15 protein-coding genes and 2 pseudogenes are annotated in these 17,405 nt (G+C 43.1%); 8 read left to right on the forward strand and 9 right to left on the reverse strand.

The window, feature by feature from the left end; genetic code table 11:
- Both ACWGXJ_RS09740 and ACWGXJ_RS09745 read left to right on the forward strand, forming a co-directional pair.
- Positions 1-423 (forward strand): GNAT family N-acetyltransferase, encoded by a 423-nt coding sequence (locus ACWGXJ_RS09740; protein WP_069291686.1) that lies wholly within the window; start codon positions 1-3, stop codon positions 421-423.
- A 72-nt stretch (positions 424-495) separates the two neighbouring features.
- Entirely contained in the window at positions 496-1,134 is a 639-nt protein-coding gene (locus ACWGXJ_RS09745; RefSeq protein WP_452566647.1) for a GDSL-type esterase/lipase family protein, read from the forward strand.
- Positions 1,135-1,238: 104 nt separating this feature from the next.
- On the opposite strand, the gene ACWGXJ_RS09750 is transcribed toward ACWGXJ_RS09745, so the two are convergent.
- From ACWGXJ_RS09750 to ACWGXJ_RS09780, 7 genes and pseudogenes are all read right to left on the reverse strand, one after another.
- Positions 1,239-2,120, reverse strand: coding sequence for a TetR/AcrR family transcriptional regulator (locus ACWGXJ_RS09750; RefSeq protein WP_452566648.1), 882 nt, complete (start codon positions 2,118-2,120; stop codon positions 1,239-1,241).
- Entirely contained in the window at positions 2,117-5,197 is a 3,081-nt protein-coding gene (locus ACWGXJ_RS09755) for an efflux RND transporter permease subunit (protein WP_452566649.1), read from the reverse strand. The genes ACWGXJ_RS09750 and ACWGXJ_RS09755 overlap by 4 nt, the downstream gene beginning before the upstream one ends.
- Positions 5,194-6,606: an efflux RND transporter periplasmic adaptor subunit gene (locus ACWGXJ_RS09760; RefSeq protein ID WP_452566650.1), complete on the reverse strand. Its 1,413-nt coding sequence runs from the start codon at positions 6,604-6,606 to the stop codon at positions 5,194-5,196. Before ACWGXJ_RS09760 ends, ACWGXJ_RS09755 begins: the two co-directional genes overlap by 4 nt.
- 225 nt (positions 6,607-6,831) lie before the next feature.
- The gene (locus ACWGXJ_RS09765) at positions 6,832-7,509 is read right to left on the reverse strand and encodes a tetratricopeptide repeat protein (RefSeq protein WP_452566651.1); all 678 of its coding nucleotides are present in this window, start codon (positions 7,507-7,509) and stop codon (positions 6,832-6,834) included.
- Positions 7,510-7,678: 169 nt separating this feature from the next.
- Positions 7,679-8,050 carry an iron chaperone gene (locus tag ACWGXJ_RS09770; RefSeq protein WP_025718556.1) on the reverse strand — a complete coding sequence of 124 codons (372 nt, stop codon included), beginning with the start codon at positions 8,048-8,050 and terminating at the stop codon, positions 7,679-7,681.
- Between the two features lie 243 nt (positions 8,051-8,293).
- Positions 8,294-8,823, reverse strand: a pseudogene (locus ACWGXJ_RS09775) (GNAT family N-acetyltransferase).
- A gap of 234 nt (positions 8,824-9,057) precedes the next feature.
- A complete protein-coding gene (locus ACWGXJ_RS09780; RefSeq protein ID WP_452566652.1) occupies positions 9,058-10,092 on the reverse strand; it encodes a C40 family peptidase in 1,035 nt (344 codons plus the stop codon).
- 253 nt (positions 10,093-10,345) lie between these two features.
- Here ACWGXJ_RS09780 and ACWGXJ_RS09785 point away from each other — a divergent pair, with 253 nt between their 5' ends.
- Positions 10,346-11,497, forward strand: a complete 1,152-nt coding sequence (locus ACWGXJ_RS09785) for an iron-containing alcohol dehydrogenase (RefSeq protein WP_452566653.1) — start codon at positions 10,346-10,348, stop codon at positions 11,495-11,497.
- A 95-nt stretch (positions 11,498-11,592) separates the two neighbouring features.
- Here ACWGXJ_RS09785 and ACWGXJ_RS09790 read toward each other — a convergent pair whose 3' ends face one another.
- Positions 11,593-12,189: a TetR/AcrR family transcriptional regulator C-terminal domain-containing protein gene (locus ACWGXJ_RS09790; RefSeq protein ID WP_452566654.1), complete on the reverse strand. Its 597-nt coding sequence runs from the start codon at positions 12,187-12,189 to the stop codon at positions 11,593-11,595.
- A 246-nt stretch (positions 12,190-12,435) separates the two neighbouring features.
- Here ACWGXJ_RS09790 and ACWGXJ_RS09795 point away from each other — a divergent pair, with 246 nt between their 5' ends.
- The 5 genes and pseudogenes from ACWGXJ_RS09795 to ACWGXJ_RS09815 all read left to right on the forward strand — a co-directional run bounded on the left by ACWGXJ_RS09795 (position 12,436) and on the right by ACWGXJ_RS09815 (position 16,574).
- The gene (locus tag ACWGXJ_RS09795; protein ID WP_452566655.1) at positions 12,436-13,557 is read left to right on the forward strand and encodes an NADH:flavin oxidoreductase; all 1,122 of its coding nucleotides are present in this window, start codon (positions 12,436-12,438) and stop codon (positions 13,555-13,557) included.
- Between the two features lie 303 nt (positions 13,558-13,860).
- The gene (locus ACWGXJ_RS09800; RefSeq protein WP_061831337.1) at positions 13,861-14,283 is read left to right on the forward strand and encodes a MarR family winged helix-turn-helix transcriptional regulator; all 423 of its coding nucleotides are present in this window, start codon (positions 13,861-13,863) and stop codon (positions 14,281-14,283) included.
- A 72-nt stretch (positions 14,284-14,355) separates the two neighbouring features.
- Positions 14,356-14,937 (forward strand): annotated as a pseudogene (locus ACWGXJ_RS09805) (NAD(P)H-dependent oxidoreductase).
- Positions 14,938-15,284: 347 nt separating this feature from the next.
- The gene (locus ACWGXJ_RS09810) at positions 15,285-15,722 is read left to right on the forward strand and encodes a MarR family winged helix-turn-helix transcriptional regulator (protein WP_452566656.1); all 438 of its coding nucleotides are present in this window, start codon (positions 15,285-15,287) and stop codon (positions 15,720-15,722) included.
- Between the two features lie 21 nt (positions 15,723-15,743).
- The gene (locus ACWGXJ_RS09815; RefSeq protein WP_025718529.1) at positions 15,744-16,574 is read left to right on the forward strand and encodes a DegV family protein; all 831 of its coding nucleotides are present in this window, start codon (positions 15,744-15,746) and stop codon (positions 16,572-16,574) included.
- 73 nt (positions 16,575-16,647) lie between these two features.
- Here the strand turns inward: ACWGXJ_RS09815 and ACWGXJ_RS09820 are convergent, their stop codons facing one another.
- Positions 16,648-17,283, reverse strand: a complete 636-nt coding sequence (locus ACWGXJ_RS09820) for a BclA C-terminal domain-containing protein (RefSeq protein ID WP_452566657.1) — start codon at positions 17,281-17,283, stop codon at positions 16,648-16,650.
- Positions 17,284-17,405: the final 122 nt, after the last annotated feature.

Raw genomic sequence — 17,405 nt, forward strand, 5'->3', positions numbered from 1 at the left:
ATGTTTAAAAATATAAAAACAGATTCAGATCGTGAGGAGGTTCTGGAGCTGTTAACCTACGCTGTGCTGGATCACCCTGAACGCGGAGAAGCAGCTTTACGTACCTATCAAGCCTCGGATGACTGGAAGCTGTTCGGTGTAGAAGATGAAGGACTTATTGTAGGTATTGTCGGCTTTGAGGAGCAGGAGGATGGGACAACCGTAATTCGTCATCTGGCCGTGTTGCCTGAAAACCGTCATAGAGGATATGCCAGAGGTATGCTGCTTACGCTCATTCAGGAGCGTAATCCGAAACGGCTTACTGTGGACACGGATGCGGAGGGGGCAGATTTCTTCCGCAACGTGGGCTTTGCCGTCTATGGATCAGAGGATTTGCCAGAGGGTGGGCAATTCCATTGTGTATATGAAATAGACGAAGAATAAGCGAATCTCCGGGTCCCACGTCCCTCTTTCTACATAAGATATATTATGTAGAAAAAGGGGAGGTGGTTTTCATTGGCGTACCACTACACAGCGATTGGAGATTCTTTAACAACAGGTGCAGGGACGTTGCTGAGTGGCGGATTTGTACCTATCTATCGGCGAATGGTAGAAAGACATCTCCGTACGCCAGTCAGTTACGAGAATCTGGGAATCAATGGGCTGACATCGCAGGAGTTGCTGTCAATGGTCCGCAACAATCCGCTTTTTCGGTCGGCGCTCAGCCGGGCTGAACTTATAACCGTAACGATCGGCGGGAATGATCTGCGCCCATACATCAGCGCCCTTGCTGGAGGTTCCGGCTTGTCGGGTTCTTCCATTCCGCAAGCGTTGAATCACACAAAAGAACATGTGCGCCAAATTGTACATGCCCTGTATCAGATAAAGTCCGGTCAGCGTGAGCCATTTATCATCCGAATGGTGGGATTATATAATCCTTTTCCAGGGGTGAGGGAAGCGGGAGTATATGTGCGTCAGTATAACTCGTTTCTCTATACATTGGGCGGACCAAATTACCGGGTGGCGAACATTTATCCCGCATTTGAGGGCTATGAACGGGCACTGCTTTCGTTAGATCGGGTGCATCCGAACAGTCGTGGTTATCGCGTGATTGCGGAAGAGCTGAATCGGCTTGGTTATGCGCCGTTACGGTGAGCGTGAGAGGATGCTTTGGATCGGACAAAGTATATTAAAGAAAGAGGTTCATGATGGCAGTAGCAACTGACCATCATGAACCTCTTTTTCTGCATTTCGGCGTGCTAAACTTCCAATATAGCCTTCAGCTTGGTGCAGTCTTCCAGTAACTCGGGCAGCTGACCCAAAAATAGAAGGAGGGCTTTCACGTGAGCTATTTCCACGTTTTTTTCCGAGAGTTCACCCTTTAATCTCCTTAGGATTTGCACATATTCATTCCGGGCAGCTTCATTTAATTTAGTTTGTTTCAGAACCGTATCCATACGTTGCAGTGCATAGGAGATTTGTTTTCCCTTGGTCCAGATTTGATCAGAATCTTCATGGAATACGGAATCGCGGCCCCACATGATTTGATGTTGAACATCAGGGCTCAGCATTCCTTGTGCCAGCATATCCGTAATGCTGAGCATAAATTCAGCCAGTGTTTGCTGCTCCGTCCAGGACAGCTCTGAATCGCTCAATCGGAGGGAATTGACAATCATGCTTTTGACGACAAACTCAATATCATACGCATAGTTTTTTATGGATTCTCCATAAGCATCAATTAAGAAATCAATCATCACGTTAGATAAATGATGTTCAACACGATCAATGGCTTGTGCGATTTTTTCTTCCTTAGAACCGATTAAAGGAACGGAGTATACCAGCAAATGAACTTTATTCTTATAAATCCGGCTCAGCGCAATCAAATACAGTTGTCTCAACTTTTCACGGGAAGGTAGCTGGTGCTTCAAATAAAGTTCTTTAATATCTGCATCAAGAAGCTTTTCAATCAGGACGATTGTCCCCAGCAGCAACTCTTCTTTACTTTGAAAGTATTTATAAAAGGAAGCCTTCACCATCCCGCTTTCACGTGCAATCTCATCGACCGAGGTGGTATCGTATCCCTTTTCTGAAAATAGGGAAAGGGCAGCATATATGATATCTTCACTTGTTATTTTTTTCATTGTACCCCCAATTTTTTGCTCTGACTTTTTAATTTCCAGCGGGCAATAACCATATACAGGGACGGAACCACAAACATCGTAAGAATGGTCGAGTACATCAATCCAAACATAATGGTATACGCCAGAGGTCTAAACATAAGTTCCCCAATAAGAGCAATCGGAATCAGACCGACAATGGCTGTCAGTGAAGTAAGCAATATGGGGCGGAAACGCGCTTTGGTCGCTGCAACAACGGCCTCCTTCAGTTCGATCCCTTCACGTCTTGCATCCTCAATAAACTCAATCAGCACAATGCCGTTACGTACGACAATACCTGCCAAGGTCATTAAGCCCAACACGCCCATAAAACTAACCGGCGTATTTAGAATGAACAAGCCAAGAAATCCGCCTGCTGCTGCCATATACACGGTAGTCAATATGATGAGTGGAGTCGAGAAAGAATAAAATTGCAAAAAGATCAGCATGAAGATTAATAGTATGACGACAACATATAACCATCCTATTTCTGATAAAATGTCATCTTGTCCTGAAATCTCGCCGCCAATTTCCCAAGTGTAGCCTGGAGGAAATTTAATGTTCTGCAATTTAAGCTTGACATCCTTCATGACTTCGGAAGCTGTACGCCCGTGAACTTCAGCTTCAACAGTAATCGAACGTTTTAAATTATAATGGTTAATTTTTTGTGTTGCAAAGGATGGTTTCAACTCAGCCAATTGAGATAAAGGGATTTGAATACCATTGGCATTGGTCACATTCAATTGCTGAAACAAAATTTCAGGATTTTGATCGGTTTGGCTTAGCTTCAGCTTAATATTGATCAAATCTTTCCCCGTATCAAATCGGCTAAAGCTCACGCCATTACCCATTAACAAGAGTGTACGTGTCAGATCATTATTGCTTACCTGATATTGATCCATCGCTTGTTTGTTGATTTGGAAATCTAACGTATATCCTTCATTTTCCATATTATCTTGTATGTCCTGTGTTCCTCTGGTAGCCATAATGCCTTCTTTTAACTGCTGTGACAACGAACGCAACTGATCTACATCATTGCCTAAAATCCGAATGGAGATCGGCTTACCGAGAGGCACCCCTACTTTGGCTATTTTCAAGGAAATAGATTGACCCGGATAACGATCCTTTAAGATGGAGGGCCATTTGTCTGCCATTTCATCGGGATCAAATGCACCTTCTTCCCCAATAATAGCAATTTGACCCACGGTTGTGCCTGTTTTGGCGTCAGCGGTCATATCTTGAAACAACCGGGGAGCGTCGCCGCCAGCCGCATAACTGATCGTTTCCACATGAGGTTGCTGCTTCACCCATTTGGCAATATCCTCGGTGACCCGCTTGGTTTCTTCTATAGAAGTACCTGTAGGCATACGCACATTAATGCTTAATTCTGGATCGTTGGTTCTGGGGAACAGGTCGATCGGAATCAGAGCAAGTATGCCGTACAGCGTGGTACTGATCAATAATCCTAATGCAGCATATAATCCAGGTTGCTTAATGACTCTCGGAATCAGCTTGCTGGTATATATGTTACGAAGAGCATCAATTTGTTTTCCCAGCAGTCCCGACGGCTTCATGGTGGAGTTGGGCGTTTTTTGATTTCGTTGTCCATACCATTCTCTAAAGATTGGGATGACGGTAAAGGACATGAGCATGGAAGCCAATAACGTAAAGATAACAGCAAACGGTAATGGTTTGATAAGGGAGCCTGCATCGCCTGATAAAAAGAACAGCGGGGCAAAGGAGGCTACAGTTGCCAGGGTTGCGGTCAAAATGGAAATGGAAACTTCTTTCGTTCCATTTAATGCTGCTATCTTGGGACTCTCGCCCAAGGTCATCATTCTGCGTTCAATATTATCATTAACCACCACAGCATCATCGACTAGAATCCCCATTACAATAATTAAGCCAATGACCGTAACCTGATTCAATGTTATTCCGAGCATAGGGAGAATAATGAGACCTATGGCGATTGAAATAGGAATAGCCAGTGCCACAAAAGAGGATGTAATCAGATTCAAGCCCAATGTACATACGATCACAACCGCCGCAATGGCAAACAGCAATTCACGGGTCAAGCCATGAAAAATATGATCAATCCGCTCGGTCTGTGAAAATAACGTATTCAGTTGAAACGTATTAGGCAGATCTGGTTTTAACAACTGCATTTCTTTATTTACTTTGCTATAAATCGTGTCTACGTCAGAGCCGGTATTACCGTTAATCGTCAGCGTAATAGCTGGTTTACCGTTAAAAAAGGCCATATAGCTGCTGGTGTTATGTGTAAGCAATACGGTGCCCACATCACTGAGATACACAGGAGCGCCGCTGTCCGTTCTGGAAATAATGACTTTACTCAAATCCTGAGCATCCTTGGACTGCTTTACATTCAAGCGATAGGTACGTTCATTGTAATCCAGATTGCCTATCGGATATTGCTCATTTTCCTTCTGCACTGCACTCATGAGCTGTTCCCAACTGATATGGTACTGCTGGAGCTTTTGAGCATCAATCTCAATCTGAACCTCTTGATCCGGTAATCCCTTGATTGTTACTTCCGATACACCGGGAATGGTTTTTAATTGATCCTTCCATGATATCACCATATCATTTAGTTGATACAATTGCTCCACAGAGTCCCCCGTGATGGCGTAGGAATGGATAAATACTTTATTCAAATCATCGTTAACGACAGGCTTTTGAGCATCTGTGGGCAGAAAAGATTGGGCATCGTTCATTTTTTTGCGTAATGTATCCCAGACTTCTGCGGCATTGGCGTTGCCTTCTGTCTCAATGATAATCGTCGAAAGTCCATTTTCGGATGTAGAAGAAATCTTTTTAATATGATTGATTTCTTTCATTTTTTGTTCCAGAGGCTTCGTGACCGTTTGTTCTACCTTTTGGGGTGTAGCTCCAGGGTAGAGGGTCGTGACCACAGCGGTTTTCTTGATAATATCCGGCGTTTCCTGCCGGGGAAGTTGAGAGACACTATATAGCCCGGCAACAATCGCCATGATAAAAATAAAGAGGGTCAGTTTTTTCTTTTTGATAAAATATGCAATCATTTGCTCGTTCCCCCCATGATCTGAACGAGCAGCCCATCGTAGATCAGGTTTACTCCGGTGGTAACGATACGATCCCCGACATTCAGTCCCTTGGTAATTTCGAGCTTATTGTTGGACATCTGACCGACATTCACGACCGTCTTGACCGCTTTGTTGTTCACCACTTTATAGACAAAAGTATCTGTACCGTTATTAATGACAGCTTTGGCTGGGAGCAAAATTTGCTCACTCTGAGTCAGTTGGCGGCCTGCCTTTATGACTTGTCCCGGTGCCCAATCATGCTGGGGGTTAGGAACAATCACTTCTACGTTGATACTGCCCGTATTGGTGTTGGTGGCCGGATAAATTTTGCTGACCGTTCCTTCTCTGTTCTCATCGTACAGTTGAAGCTGGACTGTCTGACCTTGCTTCCAGTTCGTGATTTCATGATCGGGAACAGGGAGCAGCACCTTGAGCTTGTCGATTTGTCCGATACGATATACCGGCTGTCCAGCGCTCGCCAATTGTCCCACCGTTGCTTTTTTCTCCAGAATAACGCCGGAAATGGGGGCTTTTAAAGCTGTCTTGGAGAGGGAAAGTTCGGCTTGCTTTTTGGCAATGACCGCTTGCTGATATGCCGCAGTTGAGTTATCTCGGGAGGCTCCAGCCTGTTCCTTCGCAGCGATAGCAGCTTCTTTCCCAGCTTGGGCTTGCTGTAGGCTGGATTCTGCCGATTGCCGATCTTCCAATGTTGCTCCCTCCTGGATTAAGGAGAGGGCTTCTTGTGTATCCTCCAGGTCCTTGGTGGCATTGGTCAAAGCGAGCTGCGCATTTTCATAATCGTTTTTGGTTGCAGCTCCCTGATCATATAAAAGCTTGGTGCGTTCAGCGGTAGCCTGTGCTTTAGTCAAAGCCGACTGTGCTCTTTGCACTTTGGTACGGACCTGTGCCCTTTCCTGCTCACGGGCACCCTTGTTCACTTTGTTAACTCCAGCTTGAGCTGCTGCCTTTTGCGCGTCGGCGGATTGAATGGAGGCATCTGCACTTGAAATGGCAGCTGTAGCATTTTTGATACCTGCCTGTGCTTCAAGGATAGCTGTACTAGCCTGCTCCAGTTGTAGCTGGTAGCTGGATGAATCAAGCATCGTCAAGATCTGCCCCTGGGATACGGAGTCTCCCACATTGACTACTGTGTCGCGAATCAGTCCAGATAACTCAAAAGATACGGAGGTATCCTCATAGGGCTGTAGTGTGCCTGAAAGGTCAAAAGAAGCAGACAGCGGTTCTTTTTTAACAACCATCGCTTCCACCTTTTGCTTTTGTTGTTCTGCTGCTTCATTATTACTCGATCCTGTAGATGAGCAAGCTGAGGTGAACAGAAGAATGAATATAGCAGATATGTAGAGACTGGGTTTTAACAAGATGATCATCCTTTCTGTCTTTTTGTACTTTAAAGTTTATGTATAAACTCATCAGTTCATAAACGGATTATATGACCTGATATGTGGCATGTCAACGACTGATTACAAAAAATGCCTCAAATTCAGGATGCGAAAGTGAGCCGATTCAGGTCCGTGGAAGTACATGGTAGACAAACGTAAAAACGACCTTTCTCAAAAGAAGAGAAAGGTCGTTAAGAAAATAAATATAGCTGTTTAGCCGATTAATTTACGGAATAAGCTACGTACAGCCCACTTGCGCTCACTTCGTTTACGGTATTTGGGCAGAGAGCGATAGACGGCAATGGACTGGTTAAAGGCTACAATGGCCTCATCCTTGCGTCCCAGCATACGGTACATCAAGCCTGTCAGATAATAGCCCTCACTGGAAGAAGACTGAATCTCCTGAAATTGCTGCAGATAATGAAGTGACTTATTGACGTCACGTTCTTTGAAAGCAGCGGCTAAATGCAAATAAGGCTCACCGTATTGCACCCGCGGGTTAATGTCCAATGCTTTCAGTAAATCCTGTTCTCCATCTTCTAGATGGTTCGTGTGTACTTCAGCCGTTCCCCGCGCGTTCCAGTAGTCTGCTGAATCTTCATAACGGGGTTGAATTTCCAATAACAGCTCCAAAGCCTGCGGATATTTCTTGCTTTCGATCCAGATACGAGCCAAATCGAACTTGGCAGCCACATCGTTGGTGTTTAGTGTTATCTGTTGGCGCAATCGAGCGGCATTGCGTCTTCTTTTCCATGGTTTGCTGATGCTGGGCAATACACCGACAAAGCTGCGATCCAATATATAGATCGCGATTAGGAGTACGAGCATTGCCAAAAACGGGTTGCCGAGCAAACTCCATAGTAGAGAGAAAATTAAAAATTTCCCAATCATTTTGCTCCAATCCTCCTGTGCATGTAACAATCCATACTTTCCACATTATAGCATAGTGTTACTTTAAGGGTCATTAGCATGATAGATTTGGAAGGATGGTAGAGGGGAGAGAAGAAACATACTTATTTGTGATGCTCGATGTATAGTTTTAGAGAAAAGGAACCTTTTTTTATTCCCGCCAAAAGGTTGAACAGTCTGCCTTATCCAAAATATTAAACTCGATCATTTTCTCAAGTAATGAGAAATCAACTGGACTATCCCACTGGATACGTACCAACTGCTTGGTGTGATCATAGCCAGCCTGCACAATTAACTCAGAAAAATGATTAATCCCTGCCTTTTCAGGGGCAACGGCCAAATGATGTTTGGCTACGCTAAAGCCAATAATAAATGTGCCGTGATCCGTAAACATAGGCTGACTCCACGCAATTTTTGCCATTAAATTTGGAAACTTCTTGGTTACCCAAGCCAAAACCTCTTGCGTTCGAGCCCGATGTTGGGGGTTATCAATATGCGCTAAATATTCTGCAAAAGCTTCCATGTTGTTCCCTCCTTAAATTAAAAATTATATCGTTCAGAAAAGTTCCTCAAACCTATTTGTCGTTAAAACTCCTTACAGAATGGCTCAGACAGATTCTTAACAACACCTATTTCCAACTATATATATTTTCAAACTAGATAGTCAAAAGGGTTTAACTATCATTTTATCGCAGCAACATGTTTCTTAAGGAGTAATTGTCTGTTGAAAAATATAAAAATATATTTAGATATAAAAAAATACCTTTTATGTCCTGTTATATTCCTCAGCAAGAATAGAGTACAAATATGAATCATGAAACCCGCCTTTGTAGTACCAGTGTTCACGCATCAAACCTTCACGTGCATTCCGATCTGTTGCATGACCTTCTCAGAAGCCTTATTTTCTGGACGACATGTTGCATAAATACGGTGGACAGCAAGTGTGCTAAATCCAAAGTCTAGTATCGCTCGTGCTGCCTCTGCTGCATAACCCTTCCCTTGATAATCTGGATTCAAAACATAACCCATTTCTGCATTAGTATCTTTGACATGAATACCAACACCGCCGATCAGGGTTCCATTATTTTTCAGACAAACGGCTAGTTCATAGTCTTGTCGTGGCTGTTCCTGCTGTGAAGCTAGAACTTGTTCTATATATGCCTTTGTATCTTCTTCTGTATTTGGTCCCCAGGCCGTATATCTAGTAACTTCAGGCAATGACGTGTACGTATGTATACTTTCCCAATCGGATCTGCCAATATCACGAATGATGAGCCGGATTGTCTCAAATTGCATAACGATTCCTCCTGTCTATAATCAACAGACTCTACTTAGTATTTTAAAACGATTAACATCTCAATCCAATCTTTTATGCGTTCGTAGCCTTTAAACGTTAGACCTCCATTTAACAATGAACCCAGACCTTTTGCCGCCTGAACGCAAACCGCAAGGGAGGCGTCCGGCAAAAGGCAATCAGAAGATAATGAATGTGGTACTGGAATCCTCCTGTTATTGGCTATCTGGTTCGGCCTAAAACAGCCTGCGCGCTGTGACGAAACGTTTCTGCCATTTATCATCAAACGTGTCAAAATGAACGCCGCGTTCTTTGGAGGAGGTATGCAGCAATGTGTTGTTCCCTGCATAGATCGCCACATGGCCGATCTCCAGGCCGCGTGCGCTGAAGAACAGCAGATCGCCTTTGCGTAGCTCGTTCAGCCCGACCTTCCGGCCTTCTTTAGCCTGATCGTAAGAGACACGGGGGAGGTCGATAGAGAGCGTATGCCGGAACACTTCCTCCACAAATGAAGAACAATCAAAGGTCGATGTCTGGCCGCTTGCTGCCCCGAATTCATAAGGAGTACCAAGGAATTTCTCTCCGTAGGCGATCAGTTCATCTCCTTGTCGTTCCACCAGGGATGGGCTGGTATAATCGCTGTATTTGGGTTTAGCCGATATGTATCCGGTCAGGTTGTCTTTAGTGCGCACTTCCAGCCAGAGAGCATTGACCTCGCGAATGACATGAACCTTTTCGTCGGCTGGAATAAGCCGTAGGGAAGAGGAAGCTATCGATGAATCCGGTTTGCTGCGCAGGTTGACCCCGAAAAGAACCGTTGTGAAAAAATCGTCCCTGGAGGCAATTCGGATGGTCCGGGTCAAGGCCTCCCACTTTACTGTGCTCCCAAGTGCTTCGCTTACAAAACGCAGTGGAATCATCGTGTTGCCCTCAACAATCTGTCCTGGAACATCCAGGGACAGCGTATCGCCGTTTAAGGTGGCAGCGAGTTCCCCGATGCGATAGGTCAGCACCGTGTCGTTTTTGGTTGCCGTTACGGTTTTGCCGGATCCATCCCAGGAAAGCCTGGCTCCTTGCGCCTCAAACAACTGGCGCATGGGGATGAGCGTTGTCCCGTCTAGCAGCAGCGGCTGGACGGCAAGCTGAAGCGGGCGGTCATCTACATAAACGGTTGTCACCGGAGTTGTCCGTACCGACTTTGCATACGACGGGTTTGCCTGGAGCAGTGATACCGCTAGCAGAGCTAGCAATGCTTTCTTGTTGATTGTCATGCTGTTATCACCTCATTGTGAATATGTTCATCTAAGTTGTACGAGACTGCATCCGATTAGTTGTGTACTAAATATTGGGTTCATTTAATAAAACAAAACAAACAAAAATAAAACCAAAAAAATATCTGTGTTTTATTATTGACATCAAAACAAAGTAAAGATAAAATTACATTTGTGAAACATTTCACTTTAGAGATTGATTCCGTATTTATCGAGGCAACAAAAAGTGAATCCTTTAGGAGGCCGATTTTATATGAGCGCACATGTATTTTTTGTACCATCTATCAATCTTATGGGAACAGGATGTTTGCATGAAGTTGGGCCGTATATAAAAGAACTGAATGTAAACAAAGCTCTAATCGTTACGGATAAATTTTTGATGAAGAGTGGCATTGCAGGCAAGGTTACATCTTTGCTGGATGATATTGGATTGAACTATGCGGTATACGATGAAGTAAAACCAAATCCGACCTGTAAAAATGTACATGATGGTGTTCAGTTTCTGCAAGAAAACGGATGTGACTTTTTAATTTCGATTGGCGGAGGATCTCCACAGGATACGGCTAAGGGAATTGGCATTATTGCTACTAATGGGGGACATATAACCGAGTATGAGGGCGTTCATAAATCCACGCATAAATCGCTTCCTATTGTGGCTATTAATACCACAGCAGGAACATCGGCTGAAATCACGATTAATTATGTCATTACGGACGAAGAGCGCAAGGTCAAAATGGTTATGGTTGATAAGAATAGTGTAGCTACGATTTCGGTCAACGACCCTGAACTGATGGTAGATAAACCCGCCGCGTTAACGGCAGCTACAGGGCTAGATGCTTTGACCCACGCTATTGAAGCTTTGGTTACGCCAGGTTCCTATCCTGTAACGGATGCGACTGCGTTGGCAGCAGTAGAGATTATTTTTAATTATTTGACCCGTACGGTGAGCAACGGTCATGATATAGAAGCACGTGAGCAAATGGTATACGCTATTTTCTTGGGAGGACTTGCATTTAATAATGCTGGATTGGGTTACGTTCATGCGATGGCGCATCAGCTTGGCGGCGTATACGATTTGCCTCATGGTGTTTGCAATGCCATGCTGCTGCCGATTGTGGAGGAGGAGAACGCCAAGCATGTACCAGAGAAATTTCGTGCCATCGCTAAGGTCATCGGTTTTGAAGATAAGGGGAAAACGGATAAGGAATGCGCAGACTATGTAATCCAAAGAATCAAAGACCTGTCGAAGGAAGTTGGGATTCCTTCCAAACTTTCTGAACTGGGTGTAAATGAAGTGGATTTGGATCTGCTTGCCGAGAACTCAATGAAGGACGCTTGCGCTCCGGGCAATCCGTTCATACCTAGCAAAGAACAAGTTATCGAGATGTTTAAGAAAATTCTTTAAATAAAAGGTACAATTATTTTACTAAATACTATAAGGGCTGTCCCAGGAAATGATCGAAGAATACTGGGAACGGCCCTTTTTATTTGCATTTTCTACTAAGAGATTTGTGAGACTAGAGATAAGACAGCCCCATTGAAGATTAATGGCACAGCTCTCTCGGCTAAAGCTGTAGGAGACTCTTTTTTTCCTTCCGCATTCCAACGAAAGGTTACACCATAAATGGACCAGCTTAATATGTTCGCGGCAAGTTCTAACGTTCTTTGGTCTGTATTATTGGCTTCTCTTGTTATGAGTTGAAGTATGAATTGTTCTAATTGATTCTTAATATGTTCTTCCAGGATCGGTGCCACTGAATTATATTTATGAACGCATTGATTACTTGAGTCGTGATAGTCACATAACGAAAGAATAAGTTTCTGAATGGTCTCCTCCGACAAACGTGCCTCAGCATCAATCCTCTTGATAACATACTCCAAAAATGCGTCTGACAAAAGGGTTTCAAGCAGTGCATATTTATCTTGAAAATGTGCATAGAACGTGGCACGGTTAATGGTGGCTTTTTGGGTAATGTCATTGATCGTAATCGTGTAGAAGTCTTTCTTATTTAATTGGTCAACGAATGCGTCCAGAATTAATCTACGTGTTCGAATGACGCGCGGATCGTTTGGGTTGGGTGAAGTTACACCAGCCATCCTCAAGACACTCCTTTCAGGTAAATCAAATGATTCCCCCATTATAAACATGTGTTGTTTTGTCAACAAGTGAATTTGGATATACAACAATTTCATAACCCTTTTGGTTAAGCAACAGAATGAACATTTTGTCGGTTGAATGATAAATTAAACATTGCTAACATTTTACTTGCACCCCGTTTGATGATGCACGAGCCTTATATATAATCCTTTAAAACGATAAAAGAAAATGAGGAGGTACAATCCTTGAGTAATCAACCAAAAAATGTCCATTCAACAGAAGCTTTATTTCAACCTTATACCATTCATAATCTGACCTTACAGACTCGTATTGTAATGCCTGCAATGGGCCGCGCTTTTTCACCAAATGGTGTGCCAGGACCGGATGTAGCCGCTTATTATCGCCGTCGTGCAGAGAATGATGTAGGCCTTATTATTACTGAAGGTGCAGTGATTGACCATCCGGCTGGAACAAGTGAGCCGAGGATACCTAATTTTTATGGGGAAGCGGCTTTAAACGGTTGGGCTGAAGTGGTCAGACAGGTTCATGAAGCTGGTAGTAAAATTTTCCCACAGCTTTGGCATATGGGGATGGCTCGTCCTTTGGGATCTCAGCCGAATCCCGAAGCGCTATCGATTGGTCCATCGGGGCTGGATCTGGAAGGCAATAAAGTGACCGAGCCGATGACAGAAGAAGAAATTGCCAAGGTCATTGGCGCCTATGTCGATGCAGCTGCGAATGCAAAACGACTGGGCTTTGACGGCGTTGAAATTCACGGAGCACACGGCTATCTGGTTGATCAATTCTTTTGGGAGAGAACGAACCAACGTACGGATCGCTATGGTGGTGATATCATAAAACGTGCTCAATTCGCCATTGAGCTTGTGGAAGCTATTCGTGCTGAGGTTGGCCCTGACTACCCTATTGCCATGCGTCTATCCCAATGGAAAATGAATGATTACAACGCAAAGCCGTTCGATACACCGGATAAACTGGGGCAGCTCCTGAATGTGTTAGTACAAGCGGGCGTGGACATCTTCCATTGCTCGACACGTCGCTTTTGGGTACCTGAATTTGAAGGCTCCGATTTGAGCTTTGCCGGATGGGTGAAGAAGCTGACTGGAAAAACCACGATTACGGTTGGCTCTGTAGGTCTGGATGAGGATTTTGTAAGTTATACGGAAGGAAAAGGGGCAGGACACCAAGATATTAATGAACTTCTGGAACGGCTGGACAACAATGAATTTGATCTGGTAGCTGTTGGGCGTGCGCTTCTGGGAGATCCTGCTTGGGCTACGAAAATACGTGAAGGCCGAATTCATGATCTTCAAACCTTTACACCTGAGGTACTTCAAACGCTCAACTAAAACATATCATACTTTGAACACCTCTTCCTTTCATAAATAAACACTGTAAGCCAAAATACTCAAAGTGAGGTAAGGAACTTTGGTATTTTGGTTTTTTTATGCGTCTGGATAGTAGTCCATCATGAACCATTTTAGATTAAGTCATATTTTCTTTAAAGCTGCTCCATTTAACAAGCTCCTATCTAATTTAGATCTCATTATAACAGACTTAATCCTAGTTCTTTGAAATCATTCATATACTAAAACCAGATCAGACTGACATCAATACTTGATATATATAGATGTCTATGTAATAATGCTTGTATGTTAAAAAATAATGCAGCTGCACTGATAGGAACCATTAGAGACTCAATCAATAAATTGATTGTGTCTGAGCTTGAAGCGAATGGAATTGAAGGGATTGTTCCTACTCATGGTGGAATTCTAATGTTCCTTTATCAAAAGGACGGGCTTTCCATTAAGGAATTGACGCAAAAAATTTCTCGTCAGCAACCCACTGTTACTGTTTTGATCGACAAGCTAGTGAAGTTGGGGTATGTCGAAAGAAAAAAAGAAAGGGAGGATAGTCGAGTTACCCTGATATTTCTGACCGATAAGGGAAGAGAGATAGAGCCTATATTTGAGATGATCTCCAACAGATTACAAGAAACGATCTATGGTGGTCTCAAAGATGAAGAAAAAGAACAGCTGGAATATCTGCTGGAGCATGTCAAAAACAGATTATAAATTTTTTTAAGTAAATGTATAGATATCTATATTAATATCAAAATAACAATAAAACATCGGGAGGTTATTAAAATGAAACATCTTATCATCTATGCTCACTCTAACGCAGAAAGTTTCAATCATGCGATACTTGAAACGGTTGTAAATACCTTGAAAGAAAAAGGTGACTAAGTCGTTGTACGCGATCTATATGCCCTTGATTTTCAACCTGTATTAAAACCTGAGGATACTGCCGCTATGAGAGCAGGGCAAACCCCGGCTGATATCAAAGTCGAGCAGGAATACATCTCACAATCGGATACGATTACTTTTATTTCTCCCATCTGGTGGACAGGTCTTCCGGCTATCCTGAAAGGTTACGTTGACCGTGTATTTGCATACGGCTTTGCATATACGGCTGGTGTAGAAGGGATTAATAAGCTGCTTACAGGTAAAAAAGGTTTTATCGTGAATACACACGGTACTCCCAACGCGATCTACGATGAAATCGGTATGACCGCAGGATTGAAGATCACATCAGATACGGGGATTTTTGATTTCGTTGGAATTGAATCCGTCGGTCACTTACTGCTTGGAAGTATTGGTTACCTTGATGAAGATGGCTATAAAGGACTGCTGAAGCAAGTCCAAGACACGGTTAAAACGGTGCTGTAAAGTCAGTTTATGTTCTCTTAGAAACGTAAGACATTCTTTTAAATGATGAGGTCAACCCGTATTTAGTGGTTGGCCTTTTCTTGTAAATGCTTATATTTCTCCAACATCCGGGTCCATAGATCTTTTGAATTTGTAATAGCATCTAAACCGTTTCATCTTATGTAACAACTCCTTTACTGTAAACTGGCAAGAGGTGATCAAGCGTATTTTTTCTTATTCGACGCTGAGCTCATTAACCCTTGTATTAAAATTCACAAATATTTCATTGTTATTATCGTGGGCAATTCATTATAGTACATAGTATTAATAGTTAACTGTATGTATTATGTGTGTGGCGGAGGTTCACTATGAAATATTATGAACTAAGGGACGAATTGAGAGAATCCGTTAACCGGATTTATGGCATGGAATTATTCAGTAGCCTCACGGAGCTTGTTCAGGGGGAAAACCATGTGCTTCAATATTTAGTTCAGCATCGGGATGATGAAATTAATCCTTCCTTGCTCAGCGATCATCTGCATGTATCCAGATCAAGAATTACGGCAGCGCTTACGGGATTAAGAAAAAAAGGCTATGTGACTATGGAAATGTCTGAGCATGACAGACGACGAATGTGTGTAAGGCTCACAGTAGATGGTGAATCCTTGATCAAACAGAAGCAAGAGGGAATTGAAGGTTATTTTGAAGCGCTTGTGGTAGGTTTGGGTGAGAAGAATGTGAAGGAATTTATACGGTTAATTGAGCTTTCTTTGAGTATTATGAATGCGCGTTCTATTGAAAAATAACATAATGTGAGGGTGTACCGGGTGAGATATAAAATAATAGCGGATAGCTGCTGTGATTTAACGAGAGAGCTTAGAGAAGAGATGCAAGTTACTACGATTCCGTTGAATATGACGCTGGGAGATAAATGCTTTGTAGATGATGACACATTGGACTTGCCTCAGTTTATGGAAGAAATGAAAGCCTGTACAACCAAAATTGGATCCGCATCACCGTCACCTATGCTGTATAAGGAAGCCTTTCAAGGTGCGCATACTTCTTTTGCCATTACATTATCCAGCAACCTGTCCAGTTCGTATTCCAGTGCATTGGTAGGAAAAGATATGGCGGAAGAAGAAGGGGCGGATGTTCATGTATTTGATTCGAAAAGCGCTTCGGCTGGACAGCTCTTGTTAGCTCTAAAACTACGCAAGTTGATTGACGAGGGATATCATAAAAGCGAAATTATTTCTTCCTTGGAGAGCTTTATTAGCAAGATGAAAACCTACTTTGTTTTAGAAAATCTGGATAATTTGGTTAAGAACGGACGGATGAATAAAATCACTGGAAAGATACTTTCACTCTTGCATATCAGGCCTATTTTAGGCTCGGATGGTGACGGGAATATCGCATTTTTTACTCAAGCACGCGGTCAGAATCAAATTATCGAAAAGCTGGCAGATACTATTGAAAAAAGTGGCCGGGCTACCGAAGGGGAAAGCATCGTCATTACTCACTGCAATAATCCTGGGCTGGCGGAAAAATTAATGAATGCGCTGAAGAAACGCTATCAATTTAAAGATATTCATATTGTGTCCACCAGAGGGATTAGTTCAATGTACGCCAATGACAAAGGGATCATTATGGCCTTTTAAAAATATTCAGGGTTTATCCTCGCTGTATGGATAAACCCTTTTTAGTACACTGAGACTTTGCGGGAGTTCAAGCCTATCCCAATTTTCTAATGAGGACAGAAGCGTTTATGCTGGCTTGAGTTCCTCCGGCTTGTGTTTGCAGGGTAACAGCAGTAGTAGAGCTATGGTTTCGCAAAGTAAGGACGTCACCGCATGCCAGAGCGAGGATGGCTTGCCCTGTGTTCTGTTGTGTCCCGGCTCCTGATCCGTATACAGTTCCCTCAGCCAGTGCGCCATTAATAAAGAGGGCGAATTGGTTAGGTTCCACACCGGACACCGAAAAGTGAACTTCATATTTACCAGCATCGGATACAGCAATCTGTGTAGTTCCTGGAACATGAGCAATTCCAGGTGTAAGTATACTGTTTGTATCCAAAATAACATCCCCTTCAATCGGAACAACTTGGGGCTTCACATTATAAATATAACCGAACTGTGCTAAATCACCTATGGTTCCAGAATCCCCTTCAGGCCCTAAAGCGCCATGATTAATATTCACACTTACAAGTTGCTTTTTGACGATGATGTCTTTCCCGAACCCTTTCCGTTTCGAGCGGCCTTTTCTTTTTGGGGGCTTTTCCTCAAACTTTTTTTCTAACTTATCAAACCAGGCACGGACAAAAACATTTTTTTTACGGCCTTTTTTTCGTTTTAATTCAGGATGACCCAATACAAACACCTCCATATGGTTTGTTGTATACTACTCCATTCATCTAGAGGAGGCATGGATATCTGTCCTGTGATCCATAGGAAACGATCTATTTTGACTAAAAACAGGCTGCTGTACAAGGT

It is taken from the genome of Paenibacillus sp. S33 (assembly GCF_053615415.1).